Source organism: Stenotrophomonas sp. SMYL20, assembly GCF_036320045.1.
GTDB classification, from domain to species: Bacteria; Pseudomonadota; Gammaproteobacteria; order Xanthomonadales; family Xanthomonadaceae; genus Stenotrophomonas; species Stenotrophomonas maltophilia_A.
The window spans coordinates 1-21,335 of sequence record NZ_JAWIRT010000016.1; the positions used below are offsets into that span (position 1 = coordinate 1).

Annotated in this window: 15 protein-coding genes and 1 tRNA gene; 6 read left to right on the forward strand and 10 right to left on the reverse strand. The window is 65.3% G+C overall.

Annotation, left to right across the window (positions count from 1 at the left end):
• Window positions 1–2,981, forward strand: a 2,981-nt coding sequence (locus tag V3B48_RS13285) for a host specificity factor TipJ family phage tail protein (RefSeq protein WP_329893866.1), incomplete at its 5' end; no start/stop codon positions are given.
• Window positions 2,982–3,002: 21 nt separating this feature from the next.
• Entirely contained in the window at window positions 3,003–6,044 is a 3,042-nt protein-coding gene (locus V3B48_RS13290; RefSeq protein ID WP_329893867.1) for a hypothetical protein, read from the forward strand.
• Window positions 6,045–6,075: 31 nt separating this feature from the next.
• On the opposite strand, the gene V3B48_RS13295 is transcribed toward V3B48_RS13290, so the two are convergent.
• The 3 genes from V3B48_RS13295 to V3B48_RS13305 all read right to left on the reverse strand — a co-directional run bounded on the left by V3B48_RS13295 (window position 6,076) and on the right by V3B48_RS13305 (window position 8,678).
• Window positions 6,076–6,741, reverse strand: a complete 666-nt coding sequence (locus V3B48_RS13295; protein WP_329893868.1) for an SOS response-associated peptidase — start codon at window positions 6,739–6,741, stop codon at window positions 6,076–6,078.
• Between the two features lie 72 nt (window positions 6,742–6,813).
• A complete protein-coding gene (locus V3B48_RS13300; protein WP_329893869.1) occupies window positions 6,814–7,590 on the reverse strand; it encodes a hypothetical protein in 777 nt (258 codons plus the stop codon).
• A gap of 83 nt (window positions 7,591–7,673) precedes the next feature.
• Window positions 7,674–8,678, reverse strand: coding sequence for a P63C domain-containing protein (locus V3B48_RS13305; RefSeq protein WP_329893870.1), 1,005 nt, complete (start codon window positions 8,676–8,678; stop codon window positions 7,674–7,676).
• Between the two features lie 149 nt (window positions 8,679–8,827).
• Here V3B48_RS13305 and V3B48_RS13310 point away from each other — a divergent pair, with 149 nt between their 5' ends.
• Window positions 8,828–9,340 (forward strand): hypothetical protein, encoded by a 513-nt coding sequence (locus tag V3B48_RS13310; RefSeq protein WP_329893871.1) that lies wholly within the window; start codon window positions 8,828–8,830, stop codon window positions 9,338–9,340.
• A 3-nt stretch (window positions 9,341–9,343) separates the two neighbouring features.
• Here V3B48_RS13310 and V3B48_RS13315 read toward each other — a convergent pair whose 3' ends face one another.
• The 5 genes from V3B48_RS13315 to V3B48_RS13335 form a co-directional block, all read right to left on the reverse strand.
• Window positions 9,344–10,552: an integrase arm-type DNA-binding domain-containing protein gene (locus V3B48_RS13315; RefSeq protein ID WP_197656602.1), complete on the reverse strand. Its 1,209-nt coding sequence runs from the start codon at window positions 10,550–10,552 to the stop codon at window positions 9,344–9,346.
• A 156-nt stretch (window positions 10,553–10,708) separates the two neighbouring features.
• A tRNA-Ala gene (locus tag V3B48_RS13320) sits at window positions 10,709–10,784 on the reverse strand.
• Window positions 10,785–10,879: 95 nt separating this feature from the next.
• Complete coding sequence (locus tag V3B48_RS13325) at window positions 10,880–11,812, reverse strand: alpha/beta hydrolase (protein ID WP_329893872.1); 933 nt, start codon at window positions 11,810–11,812, stop codon at window positions 10,880–10,882.
• Window positions 11,802–12,695: an alpha/beta hydrolase gene (locus V3B48_RS13330; RefSeq protein ID WP_329893873.1), complete on the reverse strand. Its 894-nt coding sequence runs from the start codon at window positions 12,693–12,695 to the stop codon at window positions 11,802–11,804. The genes V3B48_RS13325 and V3B48_RS13330 overlap by 11 nt, the downstream gene beginning before the upstream one ends.
• A 20-nt stretch (window positions 12,696–12,715) precedes the next feature.
• Window positions 12,716–13,771 carry a sugar phosphate isomerase/epimerase family protein gene (locus tag V3B48_RS13335; RefSeq protein ID WP_329893874.1) on the reverse strand — a complete coding sequence of 352 codons (1,056 nt, stop codon included), beginning with the start codon at window positions 13,769–13,771 and terminating at the stop codon, window positions 12,716–12,718.
• 101 nt (window positions 13,772–13,872) lie between these two features.
• Here V3B48_RS13335 and V3B48_RS13340 point away from each other — a divergent pair, with 101 nt between their 5' ends.
• Both V3B48_RS13340 and V3B48_RS13345 read left to right on the forward strand, forming a co-directional pair.
• On the forward strand, window positions 13,873–14,454 hold the full coding sequence (locus V3B48_RS13340; protein WP_049461862.1) for a TetR/AcrR family transcriptional regulator: 582 nt from the start codon (window positions 13,873–13,875) through the stop codon (window positions 14,452–14,454).
• Window positions 14,455–14,634: 180 nt separating this feature from the next.
• Entirely contained in the window at window positions 14,635–16,965 is a 2,331-nt protein-coding gene (locus tag V3B48_RS13345; protein WP_032130294.1) for a TonB-dependent receptor, read from the forward strand.
• 74 nt (window positions 16,966–17,039) lie between these two features.
• Here the strand turns inward: V3B48_RS13345 and V3B48_RS13350 are convergent, their stop codons facing one another.
• Both V3B48_RS13350 and rnd read right to left on the reverse strand, forming a co-directional pair.
• The gene (locus V3B48_RS13350) at window positions 17,040–18,113 is read right to left on the reverse strand and encodes a hypothetical protein (RefSeq protein WP_329893875.1); all 1,074 of its coding nucleotides are present in this window, start codon (window positions 18,111–18,113) and stop codon (window positions 17,040–17,042) included.
• A 90-nt stretch (window positions 18,114–18,203) separates the two neighbouring features.
• Window positions 18,204–19,283, reverse strand: a complete 1,080-nt coding sequence (gene rnd / locus V3B48_RS13355) for a ribonuclease D (protein WP_032130292.1) — start codon at window positions 19,281–19,283, stop codon at window positions 18,204–18,206.
• Between the two features lie 84 nt (window positions 19,284–19,367).
• Between rnd and V3B48_RS13360 the strand changes: the two genes are divergently transcribed.
• Window positions 19,368–21,254 (forward strand): formylglycine-generating enzyme family protein, encoded by a 1,887-nt coding sequence (locus tag V3B48_RS13360; protein ID WP_049423890.1) that lies wholly within the window; start codon window positions 19,368–19,370, stop codon window positions 21,252–21,254.
• Window positions 21,255–21,335 lie beyond the last annotated feature (81 nt).

The window sequence follows — 21,335 nt, forward strand, 5'->3', positions numbered from 1 at the left end:
TGCGGGCGAACGTGCGTGGCTACACCGGAGAGGGTGAGCAGCCGATTGAGCTGGAGGTGGACGGCGCGCAGGTTGCTCCAGAGGCGTGGGCAAGCGCCTGGATCGACAACGGCAGCGACGTGCGCATCTACCCGGTCCCTCATTACGAGGGCATTGCCGCAGTGATCTATTGGGTTGTGGTTGCGGTGGTGGCTGCGTATGCCATCTACATGGCCAACAACCTGCCTGGCAGTCGGAACGGGCAGGGCGACAGCCTCAGTCTCGACACGGCGCGGGCGAACACCGCGCGGCTCGGGAGCCCGGTCCGGGAGGTTCTGGGGCGATGCCGCGTTTGGGCCGACTATCTGGTGCAGCCGGTGTCTCGCTTCGTAGGTGAGAAGTCCTATCGAACCCACATGTTCGTGTGCGTGGGGAAGGGCCGACACATCATCCCCGTGGGTTCGGCCCGGCTGGGCAACACGCCCATCAGCTCGTTCGGCAGTGACGTGCAGATGACCATCTACCCACCGGGTGCAGATGTGAGCGGCGACGTGCGCTCCGAGAACTGGGTGAATTCTACCGAGGTGGGGGCTACCGCCTCCGGCACCGCCGGTCTGGATCTGAGCGACACGGCAGACGTTTCTACGGGCATCAACGCAGACTCGGTGACGGTATCGGGGAATGTGATCACCCTGAACAACGCGACAGTCACCGACGCGAACGGTAACGAGCGGCCGACCAGCTCCGTGCCCAGCAGCTGGGTTGTCGGCGCCGTGCTCACGCTAAAGGTCGCGGCTTCCTTCAACGCGACCACCAGCGGCCTTTACTCGATCATCGCCGGCAGTGCTGTGGCGGAACTGGCGCCCTACGTGGGCATGCCGGTTCTGCTGACCTACAACGGAGCCGATTACGCGTTGTTCGTGGCCAGCTACGTTCCCGGCTCTCCCGCAGTGCCCGGTGTTGGTGGCAGCGCGGCCCGTGTGACGGGCTCGGCTGCTGCGAGCAACTTCGACTTCAGCGGTTCTCCGGTCACATTCGGGATCAGCTGGCGGGGAACCACCTACAGCGTGGCGCTGGTGGCCAATTACATCACCTTGGGCGTGCTGCTGACTGCCATCAACGACCAGTTGGTGGACAGCGGCTTGGTGGCTACTCAGTCCGGCGGTGTGGTGACGATTGCTGAGGCGGCCAGCCCGTTTGCTGGCGGGAGCATCACCTACAGCGGACTGCCGGCGCCTGTCTTCGGCAGCAGCCCAACGTCTACAGCAGGTGTGGCCACGACCGGTGGAACGCCGGCAACGCAGCCTCGTATAACGCTGGCCTATGACGGCCCGACCGGAACTGCTTTTGGAGGCCTGCCGCCTGGTGTGGTATCGCTGGCAATGTCGCGCGGCCAAAGTGATTATCGAATTGCGGCCGTGTCCGGGCTCACCTTGGCCGTGGAACGGCTTACAGAGGCTGGCGTGGTCGACACGAGCTGGCCGGGCTGGACCAGCCGGACGGCCACTGACTACAGCGCCACCGGGTTCCAGGAGGGCGAGGATTGGTTGGGACCATTCCTGGTGTGCCCGAACGGCGAAACCACCGATGCGTTTGAGTACGACTTCAACTTCCCCAGCGGCCTGATCTGGTACACCAGCAAGGGCAACAAGCGCACGTTCACGGTCAGCATCCGCGTTGGGTATCGGGTGTATGGCTCGGGCGCGCCCTGGACGGTTCGGACCCACACGTACACGGGATACTCCGAGGATGCGGTGGGCTTCACCGAGCGCATCACCCTCGGAGCCCCTGGACAGGTCGAGGTGCGGGTCAGGCGGGTGACCGAGCGCGGGGGCAATTCGGCACGGGATGCCTGCTACTGGCAGGGCCTGCGCGCGCGCCTGTCGCAGCGGCCGACACGCTACGACGACCTGACGACCATCGGCCTGACGGTGACCACCGGGACGAAGTTGGCGGCGCAGACCGACCGCCGGTTCAACGTGGAAGCTACGCGGCTGTATGACCAGGGCACTGCGCGCAGCATCAGCGGCGCCATGATCCACGTCATGCGGTCCCTTGGACTGCCGGCGGACCAGATCGACACGGACACGCTGCAGCATCTGGAGGACACCTACTGGACGCCACGAGGGGAATTCTTCGACTTCAGCGCGGAGAAGTCCGGCACCAGCGCACTGGACTTGCTGCAGATGGCGGCGCAGGCGGGCATGGGCTACTTCCTGCTGATCGATTCGATGTGTTCGGCAGGGCGGGAAGGGGTGAAGGGGTGGCGAGGCGGGATCTCACCGCAGCGCCAGCTTGAGCCGCTCAGCACGTCGTTCATTTCGCCGGGCCCGGACGACTACGACGGCGTGGACGTGACCTACGTCGACGAGGTGACGTGGGCGGCCGAGACGGTGGAGTGCCGGCTACCGGGTGTGACCGAGCCGTGGAAGGTGGAGACCTACGAGCTGCAGGGTGTCGGCACGCGCGATCGCGCGTACCGGATCGGCATGCGCCGGCTGATGAAGCACCAAGGCCAGCGCCTGACCTACAAGACCAAGACCGAGATGATGGGGTTGGTCTACCAGTATGGCGACCGGGTGAAGCTGTTCGATGACATTCCGGGTTCGAGCACCACCAGCACCATGATCGAGTCGGCCAGGCTGGACGGTACTCGGCTGCTGATCGAGGTGGGTGAGTACCTGGACTGGAGCCTGCCAGCGCCGCGGTGCCTGGTCCGGTTCCAGGACGGAACGCTGTCCGGCGTGATGGTGCCCACCCGCGTGGACGACCACCGACTGACCATCGCCGCCTCGGCACTGCCGGGGGACCACGCCTTCAACACCTGGATCATGGACGACCCGACGATTGACCCGCCCGAGCTGATCTTCTGCGACAGCACGCGCACTGGGTACGACGCCGTGCTGGCCGAACTCACGCCCGGCGAAGACGGCTCGGTGGAGCTGACCGCCCTGCAGTACGACCCCGCCTTCTACCAATACGACGACGCCATCGCGCCGTAGCGCCACTGGAGACGCAGCAACATGACGACCTTCAACACCGGCAATCCGCTGGGTTCGAACTCGCCCAAGGACCTGTACGACAACGCCGAGAACCTGGACAACGGTATCAACGGAACCGCGTTGACGTGGCAGGATCGCCGCGGGGTTACGCGGAAGAGCTGGAACGGTATTGAGACGGATTTTCAGCAGTTCCTTGCCGATGGCAGCACCATCGAGTTTCCGACCTGGGCGGCGGCCAGTGCTGCGGCGGGGGCGGGACAGATTCCGCTGAACCGGCAAGTGGCAGTGATCGGTGATGGCGGAAGCCACACTGACCCTGTTTCCGGTCTGACCGTGAGCAACAGTGGCCGCTATGTGATGGTTGCGGCCGGGTTGCAGTGGCGGGATGCGGATGTGATGTCGCAGAAGGCCAACCGTTATGAGGTTCGCCCAGCGATCAGCCAAGTCGACCCCCTCACTGATGCGGTGCGATCCGGCATGTACGACGAATTGATCTCGCGCGCGCCGACCGCCATTGTCGCGGCCAGCTTGGGGTACTCGTCGTGGACGCAGGCCTTCGATGTGGGAACCGACATTGCGGCCGGTGCCAGTTTCGACGGCGTACGTGCACAGCTGCAGCTCGGGGCAGGGACGACTCACCTGCGCATCTCCGTGTGGCGCCGGTCACTCGCAGTGACTACTCAGGACCGCGCGGGGCCAGGCCTGGCCGGTGACGTGCTGCTATCCCGCAAAGCAGTGCCCGTTTCTGATCTGGGCCTGGCCATCGGTTTTGCGGCGCGGGTGTGGGTTCCGATTCCGGTGGTGATCGCCGAGGCTGGCTACACCTACCTGATCACGCTTGATGCGCGAGACGCATCCGACGCGGCGCTGGGCATGGGTATGGGCTACCTGAGCACCACCGGCCTTTCGCAGCGGCGTATGGGCTACTACCTTTCCACCCCCTCGGCCGGCTTCTGGAGCAACATGGGCGCAGGGTCGGCAATTGCGTGGAGCCTGGGCGCAGCGCAGCTGGTGAAGTCTGCCGATCTGGATGCTCGGGCGACCTCACTGGAAACGTTCCAGGCTGCTATCGATCAGGTGATTCCCAGCGCGCCGCAGACAGTGGCCGCCTTGGCAGGCGAGAGTGCTTTCACGCTCCCCACCGGGCGATACACCTGGGCCATTGGGATCGTCGGTGGACTGGATGTTCCCGACGGCGTTGTGGCAGATGGCGTGAACGTCCCGCTGATCGTTGAGGCAGGCACAGCGAAGGTTGCCGTATGGCTGTACTCGCGCCCGCGCGGCGCGGCGTGGGAGGTGCAACCGCCGGGGTTCACTGGCGACATTCTCGTGGCGAGTGCACAGGGTACGGTAGATGATCTTGGCATCGTGCCCGGGGCGCCCTCGATGGCGACGGTGAATTTTGCGTTGTCGCGCTTCACGGTGGAATCCGGAACTATGTACTACCTCGTCGTGGAGGCGCAGGACGCGAGCGGTGCACGGCTCCTCTCGGCGATCACCTATCACAGCGTGGTGGGTCTGGTTGCCGATCAGTACCGCAAGTTCTGGCGAAGCGGATCGGTGTCGTCATGGTCCAATGGTGCATCTTCGACCACCTTCCGGTTTGCTTACGACCTGACCCTCACTGGCTACCAGCTCGATCAGGACGAAGTCGGCGCCGACGTTTGGCTGGGTGACTCTATTCTTGAGGCGACAGCGCGCTGGCAGGGCACCGAGCTTCGCGTGAAGGGAACTGCCTTGCGCAGTGGCGGTAGGCGAGCCTTGGATGCCACAGTGAGCTTGGCAGCGCTGACCGGCGGCACTGTGACCGATGAACCGCTCACGCTACGGCCGGCGGCCGGAACTGCCAAAACTTGGAGCTACATGCGGGATCGTGTGGCACATGCCGCCCTGACCGGGGTTACCGTCACGGATGCCGCCACCGGCGGTGCTTTGGGCGTGGACACCGATTATTGGGTCATCCCTGCGCTGGGCGCGTTCTCCCTTCCTGGCACCAGTGGTGCGGAAAGGGCGGTACTGGTCAGCTACAGCTGGAAGGCGCGGCGTTACGACTTGGTGGTCTATACCCCGCTTACGGGTGCGGTTTCAGTGATCACGGGAACCGAGCGTGTGCGAGACGCCAGCGAGTTTGTTCCAGCGGCCGGTGTCGGCCAGCTGCCGCTCTTCGCGATCGACGTCGAGGCCAGGGTGATCCTGCCGCTTTGGGACAATGCCCCGGAAGGGGTGAAGCGTCAGTCGCTTGCGGAGTTCCGCGCTGAGCTTGCACGTAACCGGAAGCTGCTCAAGTCGGTGCTGCGCAAGTTGCGGCAGGGCCTGCCGCTCAAGGTGTTGGCCTACGGCGATAGCAACTTCGCGCAGATGGGTGGCCCCTACAGCCTCGCTGCTGTGCGTTCGTCATCCAATACCGTGTTCCATGACCGCACCAAGGATACGGGCGGGCTGCTGGCAAACCCGCCATATGGCGCGGATGTGCTGGCTACGGTTCCGGTGTACGACACGGGCGATGGGGCTGGGGCAGTGCACACCCGGTTTGGCATGGTCTGGGAGCTGGTGCGTGCCATGCAGGCGGCGTACGGCAGCGCCGTGACGCTGAGTAATCGGAGCATTCCCGGCACCACATCGGCAAATGGGACCTACCAAGGGCAGGACAGCGTCAGGCTGGCTGCCGCAGTAGCCGATGTGGGCGCCGGCGATCTGGTGCTTGTGGGGTTCGGCCAGAATGAGTTGGGCCAAGCGTCGACCCGGGCAAACATCATCGCAATCTGCCAGGCCTTCCAGGCAGCGGGTGCTGCGGTGGCGGTCGTAGGCTGCTTCCGGCCGAACGCCAACGACCTCAACGCGGTTCACACCTACGGAAACTGGCGTTACACCCAGCGTGCACTCCGTGAAGCGGCCTTCGCATGTGGGGCAGCGTATGTATCGACCGAGATGCTCTATGACGATGCCGTACAGGGCGCCATGGGGCTTTCGGCGAACGACTTCAGTGCCGCAACCTTCGATGTGCACCCTGGCCCACGCGAGCACGTCCTCTTGGGCGCGCGTCTTTCTTCGTGGTTGGACTGACGATATGGGGCGGGTCCGAATCGGCCCCGCTTTATTCCACCTGCATCAGTAGATCGTCTCGGTTATTGCGCGGCGTATTCACTGCGCGGCTGACGCGATAGGCCTCCATCGCCGGCGGCTCGCTGGCCAGCAGCATCGCCATGGCATCGTCGGGGCTCGCGGCTATCCACTCATCGATCTGGCCGGCCTGTAGCCACACCGGCATGCGGTCGTGGATGTCGGCCGAGACGCCGCTGCTGTCGCCGGTGATGATGGTGAAGGTGCCCAAGTTGCCGTCGGGCAGCAGGGGGCTGGTGCCCTCCCACAGACCAGCGGCCAGCAGCGGCCCCGTGGCGTGGATGAACCAGGGGTCTTTCTTCCCGTCCCCGGGGCTGACCGACCACTCGTAGTACCCGGCCATGGGGACCACGCACCGGCGCTTTTTGAACGCAGACCGGAAGGCGGGCTTGGTGGCCACCGTCTCGATCCGCGCGTTGATGGTCGAACCCTGCAGGCCCTTGGCCTTGGCCCAGAAAGGCAGCAGGCCCCACGCCAGCCGAGTTACCTGCCGGCCTTCGCCGCGGTCCAGGATCACCGACGCGCGCTGCGTGGGCGCCAGGTTGTAGCTGGGCTGGATCTCGGCCAGGCCGGGGGCAAGGTCAGCCAGCCCCGGCTGGCCGAGGTCGACAACGGGGAGCTGGACGAATCGGCCGCACATCCTAGTAGGGTAGGCCTATGATGTTAGTTCGACGTGTTGGGATGTCCTGACTCTGCATTCAGTCGCGCTGATCTAACTGGAAAACAAGGCGAGTTCTTCTGCTTTTTCCTGGATCGTGTCCAGTATTTGTCCAACTTTCGACTCTGCGTGAAGGAAGACGGGTTCGACGTTCATCCCTTCCAGGCCTTCAATCTCGCCGAATATTAGGCTCACACCAAACTGCATATCTCCAATGGATAAATCGGAGTCTGCATCGACCTCCGCAATCATCAACTCACCTCGGGCCTCGTTCCACGGCCCCAGGAGGCTGCCCGAGCCGTTGAGGACAATCTGGCTAATGGTTGCGCTGGAAACAGGCGTTGGATACGCAATGGTCACTCGATGCTTGCTGTGGTTGGCAATGGCATTGATTGCCCACAAGAATTTGTCGCCATCGAGCCTCGGCTGAAACGCGAGAATTGCATCAAAAATCTCCTTTGGGATCTCACGGCTTATTCCAGTCAGTCTCCCAGCAAGCTCTTGCTCTGTTTCACCAAAGGGGAATGCACATTTCCTGCCACTTTTACCTGCCGCCTTTGCAACGGCATAACACGCCTGGTCTAGGGCCTTTCGCAGTTCCTCAAATGCATCGTTTACCGTTGCACCGACTGCGATTGGCGTTCTCTTTGTCCTTCTCAATACAGTTCTGCGTTTCCCGTTCTCGGGGTCTGTTTCTGTAGTTAATGAGAAGGCTCCGGACTTGGCATGTTGCTCAACATGACGTCTGATCTCGCGAAATCGGACGTTTGCGCGCGCAAGGTGATACCTCGGGCTCTCCATCGGATGCACATTGTAAATTCCGTTTGCCATTGGTCAGTGATTCGATCTGCAGGTTGAATGTAGGTGAGAACACGCTTGTCAGTGATCGTGCGTCGCTTTAGTGCTGTACCTGCTCAGTCTGGATCACTGAGGGGGAGCTCCAGCGTGTCACCCTTCTTGGGGAGCACTTGGTCGACCATCTTCACGTATCTCTGCCACCCATGCCCGCTGGCAATCGCCAAGCGCTGGAACATGATCAGCGAATGGAGGTGCTGGGCAAGAAGAGGGTGGCCGACGTCATCCGATAGCCACTGATGCAGTTTGTTAGGCCGGGCGCCGGTCTCGTTCTTAGGCGAGCGCATTTCGAGTTCTTTTAGGACACCGGTTCCGAGCCGGTCATAGACCAAGTCACGAGTGTAATGCGCGACTACGCTGAACCGGTTCTTCTTCATCCCGGGCCAAGTCCAGCCCTTGAGCTTATAGATGTTCTCGTAGAACTCGTCTGGGAAGCGCTTGCTCCACGCGGCAAGCTCTTTGCGAAGAACCGCGTCCAGGTACTGCTGAAGAGCATCGCGCGGCCTGACTTCCTGATAGCCCGTCGCCTCGTCGACCAAGGCGATAATGCCGAGTTGAGACAGTGCCCGAACAAGGACTTCAGCCTGCTGCGCCACGACGAGCTGCGTGGCCGTCAGAGCCTTGGCCTCACGCGCGCGCAAATAGATGTCGCAGACGGCTGGAAGAGCCTCAGCGCGGAAGGCTTCTGACACGACCCCCTTGGTGCTACGCACTTCGGTCCCGGTCAGTATCTCTTTCAAGTCATTGTTTATAAAGGGGTGAAGGTTCCCGGCCTCGATAAAAACCGGCAGTTCGGTCCCGGTGTATTTGCGGCCTCGCCATGGGCGCTTGAGCGCCTTCATGATTCCTCGCGTGCTGATGTAGCGGTTGCCGTCTTCCAGCACGTAGCAGGGGATAGGAACTCCAGCGATGGTGAGCGTCCCCTCATGGGTTGCCTTCTGGGCGCCTCCCCACCGCGCTTCGGCGGCCTTCCTAGCAATCTCGGAGCGCTTGCTTTCAGACAACGCAGACGCCCGAGCCTTACCCCCGGCGGACTGTGGACTCTCGGTGGATTCGTCGGTCATAGCAAGCACTCCTATGGTTGATGCTTGCAATATGCCCTAGCAAGCATGACGACGCAAGATGCGTGCGATGTGAGGTCTAGTCCAAACGGTTCAGGCGAGTAGCGGCCGCGTTCGCAGCATCTGCGACGGTCGGCCGTATCCTTCCGGCCATGCTTCCCTCGCACGGCTACCAAGGCTTCCGCACCGCCCCGATCCCCTCTGGCTGGGTCCAGACGGGTGAGCGCTGGGCGCTCTGGTTTAACGGCCGCGAGACGGCCAGCGTTACGCCTGATGACGGCCCTGGCGTCCGGCTATGGATGGAAGGCCAGAAGATGTGGCAGGTGAAGGAAGTGCGCGCGGCCAACGTCCGGCAGGCGAAGCGCTACGCCGAGCGCTGGTGCGCCGCCAGGCTGTATCCCGAGCTGCCTCTGCGTGAGGCGGTCGCTCGGCTGACCGACAGCACGCCGATCCAGTTGCCCCCGCCACTGCCCGGTCTGCCGCCAACCCGCGAGCAGAAGCAGCAGGCCCGGCGCCTGGCCGAGGCCGGAGCGAAGGAGGTCGAGCGGATCAAGGCGGCGCTTGAACCGCGTAAGCCGCCGGCAGAGACGAAACCTCGAGCGAGGGACGTCCGCAGCAAGGCGTGGGTGAGGGCGGGGCTGCAGCAGTTGCGGCGAGGCGTGTAGGCGTCAGGCGACCCGCAGCTGCACCACGTTCCCATCGCGCAGCCGGTCCAGGTAGTCCGCCCACTCCTGCATCATTCGGGCGCGCTCTTCCAGGTGCTTGGTCCGGTTGTATGCTCGGCCGTCCGGGTCCTTGACCATATGCGACAGCTGGTGCTCGATGATGTCGGGCCGGAATCCCAGCACCTCGTCAAGGATGGTCCGCGCAGTAGCGCGGAAGCCGTGCCCGGTCATCACGTCATCCTCGAACCCCATCTTGCGCAGCGCGGTGTTCACCGTGTTCTCGCTCAGCGGTCGCTTCGGGCTGTTCCGCCCTTGGAAGACATACTGCCCTTTGCCTGTGAGCGGCTGAATCTCGCGAAGGATGGCCAGGGCCTGCCTCGAAAGCGGGATCAGGTGCTCCCGGCGCCGCTTCATGCGGCCGGCAGGGATCAGCCACTGCCCGGCGTCCAGATCGAATTCCGACCATTCCGCCTTCCGCAGTTCGCCGGGGCGCACGAACACCAGCGGCGCCAAGGCCAATGCCCAGCGTGTAACCTGCCTGCCGCGGTATGCGGGGATGGCGCGCAGCAGCGGCACCAGCTCTCGGGCCTCGGTGATCGCTGCATAGTGGTTCCGTGGCGTCGGCTGCAGTGCGCCGCGCAGGTCTGCCACCGGATTGCGCTTGGCCATGCCGCAGGCGATGGCGTACCGCATCACCTCCCCGCACTTCTGGATGACCCGGTGCGCTGACTCGATGGCGCCGCGCTTCTCCATCCGACGGGCGAGTGCAAGGAAGTCGGGTGCCTCCAGCTCAGCGGCTTGCCGGCTACCGATCCACGGCAGGATGTCGTTCTTCATCCAGGCCTCGACCTTTACCCGGTAGTCGTCGGACCAGATCCGGCCATCCATGAACTCGCGCGCGATCGCGCCAAAGGTCTGAGCCTCCATGCCCGCCTTCGCCGCGGCGGCCTCCTTCTTCTGCTGGTTCGGGTCCACGCCCTGGGCAAGCAGCCGCCTCGCGTCTTCGCGACGGTTCCGTGCCAGCTGCAGGGGCACCTCGGGGTAGACCCCCAGCGCTAGGCGCTTCTCCTTCCCGTCGAAGCGGTACTTCATTCGCCACCAACGGCTACCGCTCGGGGAGATCTCCAGGTAGAGCCCGCCGCCGTCGAACAGCTTCTGGGTCTTTCCAGTCGGCTTTGCGCGCCGAATTGCGAGGTCGGAGAGTGGGGGCATCGATCTTGGGGGCATTGGGCGGATGCCCCAAAATATGCCCCCGCCGTCTCACCAGCTGCAACGCATTGGACCGGTCTGCACCGTGCAACGAAAAAGGCCGGAAGCCCTGTTATTTCAGGGGTTCCGGCCTTCTGAGTGCATTGCCGCACTGAATAGTGGTGGAGCCAAGGAGGATCGAACTCCTGACCTCGTCATTGCGAACGACGCGCTCTCCCAGCTGAGCTATGGCCCCACGGCAGGCTTTCAGTGTAGCGCCGCCTGCCGGGCTTGCCAAGCGCCGGACCGGGACGGCGGCAGGCGTTGATCTGCCGCCGTCCCCCAGCCGGTTCAGGCCAGCGCCTGGCGCAGCAGATCGCCCGCGCGCTGTATCGCCATGCCGGTGGAAGCGGCCACGCCCTGCAGGTGGATGCAGGCGTGGATCATCCCCGGCAGCCGCTCCAGCATGCAGTCGACACCCGCAGCCTGCAGGCGGTGCGCGTACTGCTCGGCCTCGTCGCGCAGCGGATCGTGCTCGCAGCTGAGTACGGAGGCAGGCGCCAGCCCCTGCAGGTCGGTTGCGTGGGCGGGCGAGGCCAGTGCCGGCGGTGGATTCAGATCCATCCCACTCAGATAGGCCTGCCAGCAGCGCTGCATCAGTTCGGCGCTGAGGTAATAGCCCGTGGCGTAGTCGCGGTAGGAACCGCTGCCCATGCCGGCATCCAGCGCCGGGTACAGCAGCAGTTGGTGGCACGGTTGCGGCAGGCCCCGTTCGCGCAGCAGCAGGCAGCAGGCGGCGGCGAGGTTGCCGCCGGCGCTGTCGCCACCGATCGCCAGCCGCCGTGGGTCCAGGCCGAGGCGCTCGGCGTTGTCCTGCAACCACCGCCAGGCGTCGGCGACGTCATGCAGTGGAACCGGGAACGGGTGCTCCGGCGCCAGCCGGTAACCCACGGCGACAATCACGCAACCGCTGGCATTGGCCAGCGCGCGGCAGGGGCCGTCATAGACCGCCAGCGAACACTGGAACCAACCGCCGCCGTGGGCGAACAGCAGAGCCGGTACCGGTCCATCGGGAAGCCCTTCCGGCGTGTAGAAACGCAGCTCCAGCGCATGCCCGTCGCGCGCGATTACCGTGTGTTCGATCACATGCGCAACCGGCTGTGGTGCTCCCTGCAACTGTGGCAACGCGCTCTCGCTGATCGCCCGCAGTTCGCGCAGGTCTTCCGGCAGCGGATGGACGGCGACGGCGTCGACAAACTGCTGCAGCGCCGGTTCAAGCAGCATGGCGTGCCTCCTGCAGGAACGGCAGCAGCTGTGCAAGGAACGCCTGCGGCGCTTCTTCCATGATGAAGTGGCCGCAGCCCGGCACGATGCTGCCGCGCACATCATCGGCATGCGGCTGCAGGGTCAGCATCGGCGCATCGCCAGTGGCGTGTTCGGCGCCGATGGCCAGTACCGGCATCGGCAAACGGTGCTGCGCACGCTGCTTGTTCTGGCGGATCGTCTCCGGAATCGCGCGATACCAGGCGAATCCTGCGCGCAATGCGCCCGGACGGCTGTAGGCGGCAATGTAGGTATCGGCGGCCACCGCATCGCGCCGGTACGACCAGCGATCGAACATGAATTCCAGGTAGGCGCGCTCGCGACCGGTGATGAGCGCCTCGGGCAGGTCGGCCACCTGGTTGAACATGAAGTGCCAGAGGAAGATGTTGTCGGCCGGTGCAGCAAAGATGCCCGGTTCCGTGGCCAGGCCGGGAATCACCGCTTCGGTGACGGCCAGCTGGCGCACCGCCTGCGGCTGGTCGCTGGCCAGTGCATAGGCGATCCACATGCCGATGTCATGGCCGACTACCTGGTAACGGTCATGGCCCAGCGCCTGCATGGTCCGGTGCAGTACGGCGGCGGCGCTGCCGGTGTCGTAGCCGTGGGTCGGGCGATCGGATTCGCCGATGCCCGGCGGATCCACGGCAATCGCTTCGAAGCCGGCTTCGGCCAGCGCATGCAGCACGTGGCGCCAGGCATACCAGGTCTGCGGCCAACCGGGAATCAGCAGCACCGGCTCGCCATGGCCGGCGGAAACACAATGCACGCGCTGGCCGTCGATACGCAGGTAGTGATGGCGCAGGGCATCGTCGCCGGCAGTGCCAGCGGAAGAAAGGGTGTTCATGGGGGTTGCTCCGTTGGGGCTCAGGCGATGCCGAGCATCTGCTGCATCTGTGCGGTGCTGATCGGTGCACCGGCGAAGTCGTCGAAGATCTTGTCGGTGACCGGAATGATGTGGTCGCGGATGAATGCGGCACCTTCGCGCGCGCCGGCTTCCTGGTCCTTCAGGCAGCACTCCCATTCCAGCGTTGCCCAGCCCTGGTAGTCGTACTGGGCCAGCTTGGAGAAGATCGACTTGAAGTCGACCTGGCCGTCGCCCAGTGAGCGGAAGCGGCCGGCGCGCTCGGTCCAGTCGGCATACCCGCCATAGATGCCCTGGCGGCCGCTCGGGCGGAACTCCGCATCCTTGACGTGGAACATGCGGATCAGCGGGTGGTAGATGTCCAGGTACTCCAGGTAGTCCAGCTGCTGCAGCACGAAGTGGCTGGGATCGAACAGGATGCGGCAGCGCGGGTGCTGGTCGACGCGTTCGAAGAAGCGCTCGAAGCTGGTGCCGTCATGCAGGTCTTCGCTGGGATGGATCTCGTAGCAGAGGTTGATGCCGTTGTCCTCGCAGGCATCGAGGATCGGCCGCCAGCGTCGTGCCAGTTCGTCGAACGCCGCGTCGATCAGGCCCGGCGGGCGCTGCGGGAACGGGAACAGATACGGCCAGGCGAACGAGCCGGAGAAGGTGCCCATGTCCTGCAGGCCGAGACGGCGTGACGCGCGGGCGGCCAGGTGCAGCTGCTGCTGCGCCCATTCGCTGCGGGCCTTCGGGTTGCCGCGCAGTGCTTCGGGGGCGAAGCCATCGCAGAGTTCGTCGTAGGCCGGATGCACGGCCACCAGCTGGCCGAGGATGTGGGTGGTCAGTTCGCTGACCTGCAGGCCGTGCTCGGCCAGGGTGCCGCGGAGGTCGTCGCAGTAGTCCTGGCTGTCGGCAGCCGTGGCCAGGTCGAACAGGCGTGCATCCCACGCGGGAATCTGCAGCGCCTTGAAGCCGTGGCCGGCGGCCCACGCGGCAATGCCGGCGAGGCTGTTGAACGGGGCCTGGTCGCCGGCGAACTGCGCCAGGTGCAGGCTGGGGCCCTTGAGGGTCTGCATGTGTTGCTCCAATTATTTGTTGATCAACAAAGAATAGGCGCGACCCTCGCGGTGGTCAACACCCGCGTTACACTGCGCGCCTCACTGGAGCAGGCAGGCAGATGGCAGGGCGACCGCGCGAATTCGACAGGGACCAGGCGTTGCGCAAGGCGATGCTGCTGTTCTGGCAGCACGGCTATGAAGGCACGTCGATGTCGGCACTGGTGGAAGCACTGGGCATCGCCTCTGCACGCATCTATGCCGCGTTCGGCAGCAAGGAGCAGTTGTTCCGCGAAGCCGTTGCGCTGTATGAGGAAGGCGAGGGCGGCTTCGCGCCGCGCGCGCTGGAGCAGGCCACGCTGCGCGAGGCGATCGGGTCCATGCTGCGTGACGCCGTGTTGACCTACACCCGGCGCGGGCGGCCACACGGTTGCCTGGTGGTGTCCTCGGCCAGCAGCGTGTCGCCCGATGGCGAGGGCGTACGGGACTGGCTGGCCAGCCATCGTCGCCAGCGTACGGCGGCGATCATTGCGCGGCTGCAGCAGGCGCAGGCCGAAGGGCAGCTGGCCGGCGATGTGGCGGTGCAGGCACTGGGCGATCACTTCGCCACGGTGCTGCACGGCATTTCGGTGCAGGCCCGTGACGGCATCAGCCGCGAGCGGCTGCTGGCGATGGTCGATGTGGCGTTGACCCCGCTGCCCTGAGTCAAGCCTTCGGGGCGTGCCGAATGCCCGGTGACTGTGCCGAAACCGCTTGTTTCGCCGGGTTTGGGTGCTACGCAACGAAATCGTAACAATTTGGGGGATAATGGCGGCTTGCGCAGTTATCCTCCTTTTTGCCGCCCGGCTCGCGCAGGCCGCACGGACGCCTCCTCAGAGCATTTCATGCCCTCCCATTCCGATTCCCGCCGCCTGTCGGGTATGTCGTCTTCCTTCGTTTCCTTCCGCCGCCATCCGCTGGCCCTGGCCTGTGCCGGCCTGGCCCTGGTCGGCAGCTTCGGCGCCGCCGCACAGGACAGCGCGCCGACCCCGACCGGCCTGGACACGATCACCGTGACCGCCGAACACCGTGAGCAGAACCTGCAGGAAGTGCCGGTCTCGGTGGGCGTGGTGCAGGGCGAGCGCATGCGCGACTTCACCGCCGGCGGCGACGACACCCTGCTGGCGCTGTCCGGTCGTGTGCCGAGCCTGTATGCGGAAACCACCACCGGCCGCATCTTCCCGCGCTTCTACATCCGTGGCCTGGGCAACATCGACTTCTACCTCGGTGCCTCGCAGCCGGTGTCGATCATCCAGGACGACGTGGTGCTGGAACACGTGGTGCTGAAGTCCAACCCGGTCTATGACGTGGACCAGGTGGAAGTGCTGCGCGGCCCGCAGGGCTCGCTGTTCGGCCGCAACACCACCGCCGGCATCATCAAGTTCGACACCCTGAAGCCGACCCAGGACTACACCGGCCGCGTCAGCGCCAGCTACGCGTCCTACAACAGCGTGTCGATCGACGGCGGCTTCGGTGGCCCGATCAACGACATCGCCTCGTTCCGTGTGTCGGCTCTGTACCAGCACCGCGACGATTACGTCGACAACACCTACAAGGGCCCGAGCGCCGACGGCACGGTCAGCCCGAAGAAGAACGCCATGGGCGGCTTCGATGACCGCAACGTGCGCGCCCAGCTGCTGCTGACCCCGAGCGACCAGTTCTCGATCCTGGCCTCGGCCCACGCCCGTGATTACGAAGGCACCTCAACCCTGTTCCTGCGCGGTGCGCTGACCAAGGGCTCGAACAAGACCGACGTGCCGCGCGACAAGGTCGCCTACGACGAAGCCGGCAACAACCCGCAGGCGTACAAGACCTATGGCGGTTCGGTGAAGGCGCGTTATGACTTCGGCGCGATCGACTTCACTTCGATCACCGCCTACGAAACCACCTCCGGTTACAGCCGTGGCGACACCGACGGCGGTGCCGCGGTGAACTTCCCGGTCAACGGCGTGCCGAACGGCTACGGCCAGTCGATGGGCCGCATCCGTGACCTGGACCAGTGGACCCAGGAATTCCGCCTGGCCAGCCATGACGACAGCGCCCTGCAGTGGCAGGCCGGTGCGTTCTACTTCAACGGCAGCGACACCACCGACTTCTACCAGCGTGCATGGTTCCTGCAGGGCGCGGCCCGCAACCCGAACAACTGGGTGCGCCTGCGCAACAAGAACACCTCGTGGGCCGGGTTCGGCCAGATCAGCTACGCCTTCACCGACAAGTTCACCGTCACTGCCGGCCTGCGCCAGACCAAGGACGAGAAGCACACCCGCCTGCTGAAGACGGCTGACACTGCCGCTGGCGTGGTCACCTACAAGGGCCGCACCGACGTCAAGATGTCCGACACCACCCCGAGCTGGGATCTGAGCGCGATGTATCAGATCACGCCGGACGTGAGCGTCTACGCCAAGGTCGCACGCGGCTTCCGCGGCCCGACCATCCAGGGCCGTTCGGCGGTGTTCAATGCCGACTTCACCACCGCTGATTCCGAGACCATCCTGTCCTGGGAAGCGGGCGTGAAGAGCAGCCTGTGGGACAACCGCCTGCGCCTGAACGCCACCGCGTTCACCTACACCGTCAACGACATCCAGCTCAACGGCAACGATTCGGACGGCAACGGCGTGCTGTTCAACGCCGACAAGGCCAAGGCCTACGGTTTCGAAGCGGACATGGAGCTGCGTCCGATCCCGAACCTGACCCTGAGCGCCGGCCTGAGCCTGCTGCACAGCGAGATCAAGGACAAGCGCGTGTACGCGCAGGTCTGCGGCCTCAATGGCCAGGTGGTCTGCACCGTCGGCGACCCGACCATCAAGGTCGGTGCCAACACCTTCGCGCAGATCGACGGCAACCCGCTGCCGAACGCGCCGAAGTACAACGTCAACCTGGCGGCCCGCTACGACTTCCCGGTGAGCGACGCCGGCACCATGTTCGTCTCCACCGACTGGAACAAGCAGGGTTACACCAGCTTCGTGCTGTACGACAGCAAGGAGTTCAACTCCAAGGGTGACTTCGAGGGTGGCCTGAAGATCGGCTACTCGGGCAACTACGGTGCCTACGAAGTGGCGCTGTTCGCGCGCAACATCACCAACGAGAAGAACCTCAAGGGTGTGATCGAGAACTACATGGCCGCGGTCTACAACGAGCCGCGTACCGTCGGTGTCTCGCTGAACATGAACTGGTAAGCCCACCCCGTCGTGTAACGGAAACGGCGCTCATCGAGCGCCGTTTTTCGTTGCTGGCCAGGCATCATCCGTGCTCAAGGCGTGGCGCTGACGCCCTTGCCCAGCGCTGCATCGGACGGCGCACTGGGGCCCAGCACCTGCAGCTGCATCGCCTCCATCCGCTCCAGTACCTTGCGGTGCTTGCCGTTGAGGCCGCGCGAGGTGATTGCGATGTGCTTGCGTGCAGCGTCCAACGGCGCGGGTTGGTAGTGCACCCTGAAGCGGCGCAGGGCGCAGCCCGTCAGCTTGTCGACCGGTGCGCAGTCGTTCGCGTTGAAATCGATATCGCCGTCGGCGGCAACAATGAAGGGGCTGAGCAGGATCTGCCCTTCGTGGGCAGTGAAGGCCAGTGGCGCGTGGGCCTTGGCGATGACCGCCTGGATGCGTACGGCAGGGATGTCTTCAGGGACGATCCTGTCATCCCAGTAGCCTTCGGTGGGGCGCGAGGTTTCATAGTTCTGGGTGCCCCATGCCACGCAGTTGCCGGAAGCCACGTGCACCGAGATGCAGACCTGCTGGGAGTGCTGATCGGTCAGGACGCCCGGTGGTACCCAGACCTTCTTCCAGGAATAGAAACGGTAGTCGACGTCGGCAAGGCGGGTGGCGCCGATGTCCTTCGATACTTCGTCCATGGTCCCCAGCGGCTTCAGCTTGGCCACGCGGGTGTTCAGGCGGTAGTTCTCCGCACCGTTCAGCAGATAGGTGCCCGGCGGAATCAGATGCACCTCGAACACGTCCATCAACACCGTCCGCTGCGGGCCGGTTTCCAGTTCGTTGGTGTTGAACAGCTGCACATAGCCCTGGGAGGGAATGTCCTTGTGCTGGAAGGACACCCGCGTCGAGAACCCGGGCAGGTCGGTCGAGCGGTTGCCCAGATGAAAGCCGGGGACCGGAGAGCCGACGCCTGGCCCGCCGTTGTGCACGACATACGGGGCCGGCACCAGCACGGCAACCAGACCATCGCGGGTGGCACCGTCAATGATGTCCACCAGCTTGGCTGTGTTCTCCTTTTCCTGTGCATAGGAAAGCGGTGCGGCCTGCCCAGCGCATGCCAGGACCAACGGGGTTAGCAGCAGTGCGCAGGCGGTCGCGATCTTGAGGGTCTGCATCGACGTCTCCTTGTCAGTACCGGCAAACCCTAGCACGGCCCCAGCAGGCCTGAGGTGCACGGCGCCGACGTGGTCCGGCGCCTTGTGCCATCAACGTGCCGGCAGCAGCGCCTGCAGTCGCGATTCCAGTTCCTGCTGGCGCCAGCCGGCCAGTGCTGCCGGCCATTGGCGGCGTTCCAGATAGCTTTCCAGATGCTTGCGGGAGGCCAGCACGCCATCCGGCAGGCCCAACTCGCGGCTGCGCTCGGCCACCGCGTCTTGAAGCTTCTTCACCGCCTGCTTGTTGCTGTCGTTGGCGGGTAGCGCCAGCGGTGCCCCGGCCTCATCGGCCAGCGGTGTGGACAGCGCCTGCCAGACCGCGCCGGCCAGCTTGCGCGGTGCCTTCGGGAACTGCTCGAACAGCTTGCCCAGCGCAGCCTCGTCGGCCGGTGGCGTGCGCGCCAGGGTGGCGGCCAGTTCGTTGTCCAGGATCCAGCTTCGCGGGCGGTCGCTGTTGCGTGCCTGCACATCACGCCAGCGCAGCAGGCGCAGCAGGCGGTGCTGTGCGGCCGCGTCGAGGAACTGCGCCGAGCGCATCGCCAGATGCGGCCAGCGGTCTTCGTCATTGGCGACGCTGGCCAGCAGGCGCTCGCCATCGTCGTGCAGCCACTGCTGGCGGCCGAGTGCCTGCAGCTTGGCATCAATGGCATCATGCAGCGCGAACAGGTGCTCGACGTCGTCGGCGGCATACTGCAGCTGCGACTCCGAAAGCGGGCGGCGCATCCAGTCCGAACGGGTTTCGCCCTTGGCCAGGGCGACGCCGGTGATTTCCGCCACCAGCTTCTGGTAGCCCATGCCGCCGCCGATGCCGGCCAGCGCAGCACCGATCTGGGTGTCGAACAGCGGTCGTGGCAGCACGCCGCACGCCCACTTGAACGCGACCAGGTCTTCGCTGGCGCTGTGCATCACCTTGGTGATGGATTCATCGGCCAGCCACGGCGCCAGCGCCTCGGTCATGCCGGGAATCAGCGGGTCGATCAGCAGGATGTCCTGCCCGACCGCCATCTGCACCAGGGCCAGCTGCGGCCAGAAGGTGCGCTCACGGATGAATTCGGTATCCAGGCCGATGCGGGTCGGGCGCTGCTGGAAGTACGCATCCAGCTCGGCGGGGGTGGTGATCCAGGTTGCCACGGGTCAGGGCCTACTACTCGGGTTTGCTCAGGCAGGGGAGAATAGCCTAACGTCGGTGCGCGTCCGTGCCGAAGGAGGCTCTGCTTGCGTTTTTCGTTGTCGCCCGTGCTGTGCACCGCCCTGGCCTTGGCCCTGGCCGGCTGCACGCCGTCGCCCCCCACGGCAACGGACCGGAGTGCCGGGGAACAGGCGCGCCCGTCCGCGGACGCAGACAGCGACGAGCGCCCGCAGGCCGGGCAGGGCAGCGTGACCATCGCCGGTGAGGATGCCGCCGAGGATGTACAGCAGTGGACGCCGCCGCGGGTGGACCGCCAGGGCCGCAGCCTGGCCCAGTTGCGCCGCGCCGCCGAGCAGGCGTTCGCCGAAGGACGGCTCTATGAGGATGCCGATGCCGCCATCCCGCTGTGGCTGGCGGTACAGGAAGAGGATCCGGATGACCGCCAGGCTCGCCAAGGCCTGCAGCGCGCCCGCCAGCGCCTGCAGCAGCAGGCGGATGCGTTGCTGGTGCGGCCGCTGAAGCAGCGCGAGGCGCTGGCTGAGGCCAGCCGCCAGGCGCTGGTGTTGCTGACGCTGGCGCCGAAGGACGAAAAGGTGCGTGCGCTGCAGGGACGGGTGGAGCTTGCCCAGCGTGTGGTGGCCTATAACCGCGCCGGCGAAGAGGACCTGCGCTCGGACCGGATCGGTGAAGACGGGGATGGGGCCATCGGCAACTTCCGTGAGGCACTGGCACTGGATGAGGACAACAGCCGCGCACGGCAGGGACTGGCCGCGGCCGAAAGTGGACTGATCCGCCGCGCCGAAGACGCGGCACGCACGCGTGATTTCGCCAGCGCCGGCACCTGGCTGGCCGAAGCGAGCAAGGTGCGCGACTCGTCGCCCACCATCGCCGACGCGTTCGAGCGCATCGAGCAGATCCGTGCGGCGGCATTGCTGCAGCTGCGCGATGACGGCCTGCGCGACCTGTCCACGCCGCAGGGCCTGAAGCCGGCGCGCGAGAAACTGGCCGAGGCCCTGCGCATCGCCCTGCCGGGAGACGCGGTGGTGGCCCAGCTGCGTGAGCGTATCGACCTGGCCACCCACTACGGCAGCTTCCGCCCTGGACAGGTGTTCAGCGACGCCATGCGCGATGGCGGACGCGGGCCGCAGATGGTGGTGGTGCCGCATGGCGGTTTCCAGATGGGCGCCGGCGATGCCGAGCCGGGCTCGAGCGATGCCGAGCGACCATCGCACTATGTGCGCTTTGATCGAGGCTTTGCGATGGCGATCACCGAGGTCACGGTCAGCGATTTCCAGCGCTACGTGAAGGCGACCAATGCGCGCCCACGGGCGACGCGGCGCGGCCATTCGGTGGTCTATGACGAACGCAGCGGCAACTTCATCCGGCGCAGCGGCGTGGACTGGCGCTCGGATTACGACGGTGGCCGCGCGATGGCCAATTCGCCGGTGATGCACGTCAGCATCCGCGATGCCGAAAACTATGCGGCGTGGTTGTCCGAGCAGACCGGGCGCAGCTACCGGTTGCCCAGTGAAGCAGAGTTCGAGTACGCGCTGCGCGGTGGCAGCAGTGGTCGCTACCCCTGGGGCGATGCCGGCACGCCGCCGCCGGGCAGCGGCAATTTCACCGGCAGCAAGGACGTGTCGCCGTCCGGGCGGCATTGGCACAACGCCTTCATCGGCTATGGCGATGGCTGGTGGGGGCCGGCACCGGTAGGGAGTTTCCAGGCCAATGCCTTCGGCCTGCACGACATGGGCGGCAATCTCAGCGAATGGGTGGCCGATTGCTGGCATGCCAGCTACCGGCGCGCGCCCTCCGATGGCGCCGCCTGGTTCAACCCGGGCTGCCGCGCACGGGTGATCCGGGGCGGCAACTGGGCCAATGCGCCGGAGCAGACCCGTGCCGCCTGGCGGCAATCCCAGGACTCGGATACCACCAACGCGCGCATCGGCTTCCGCCTGGTGCGCGGCATCTGATCGGCGGCCGGCTTCACCCGTTGCTGGCATCGGCGCACTAAGATTGCGCCGTGCCCGCCGGCCGGCGGGGCCTGCTGGAAG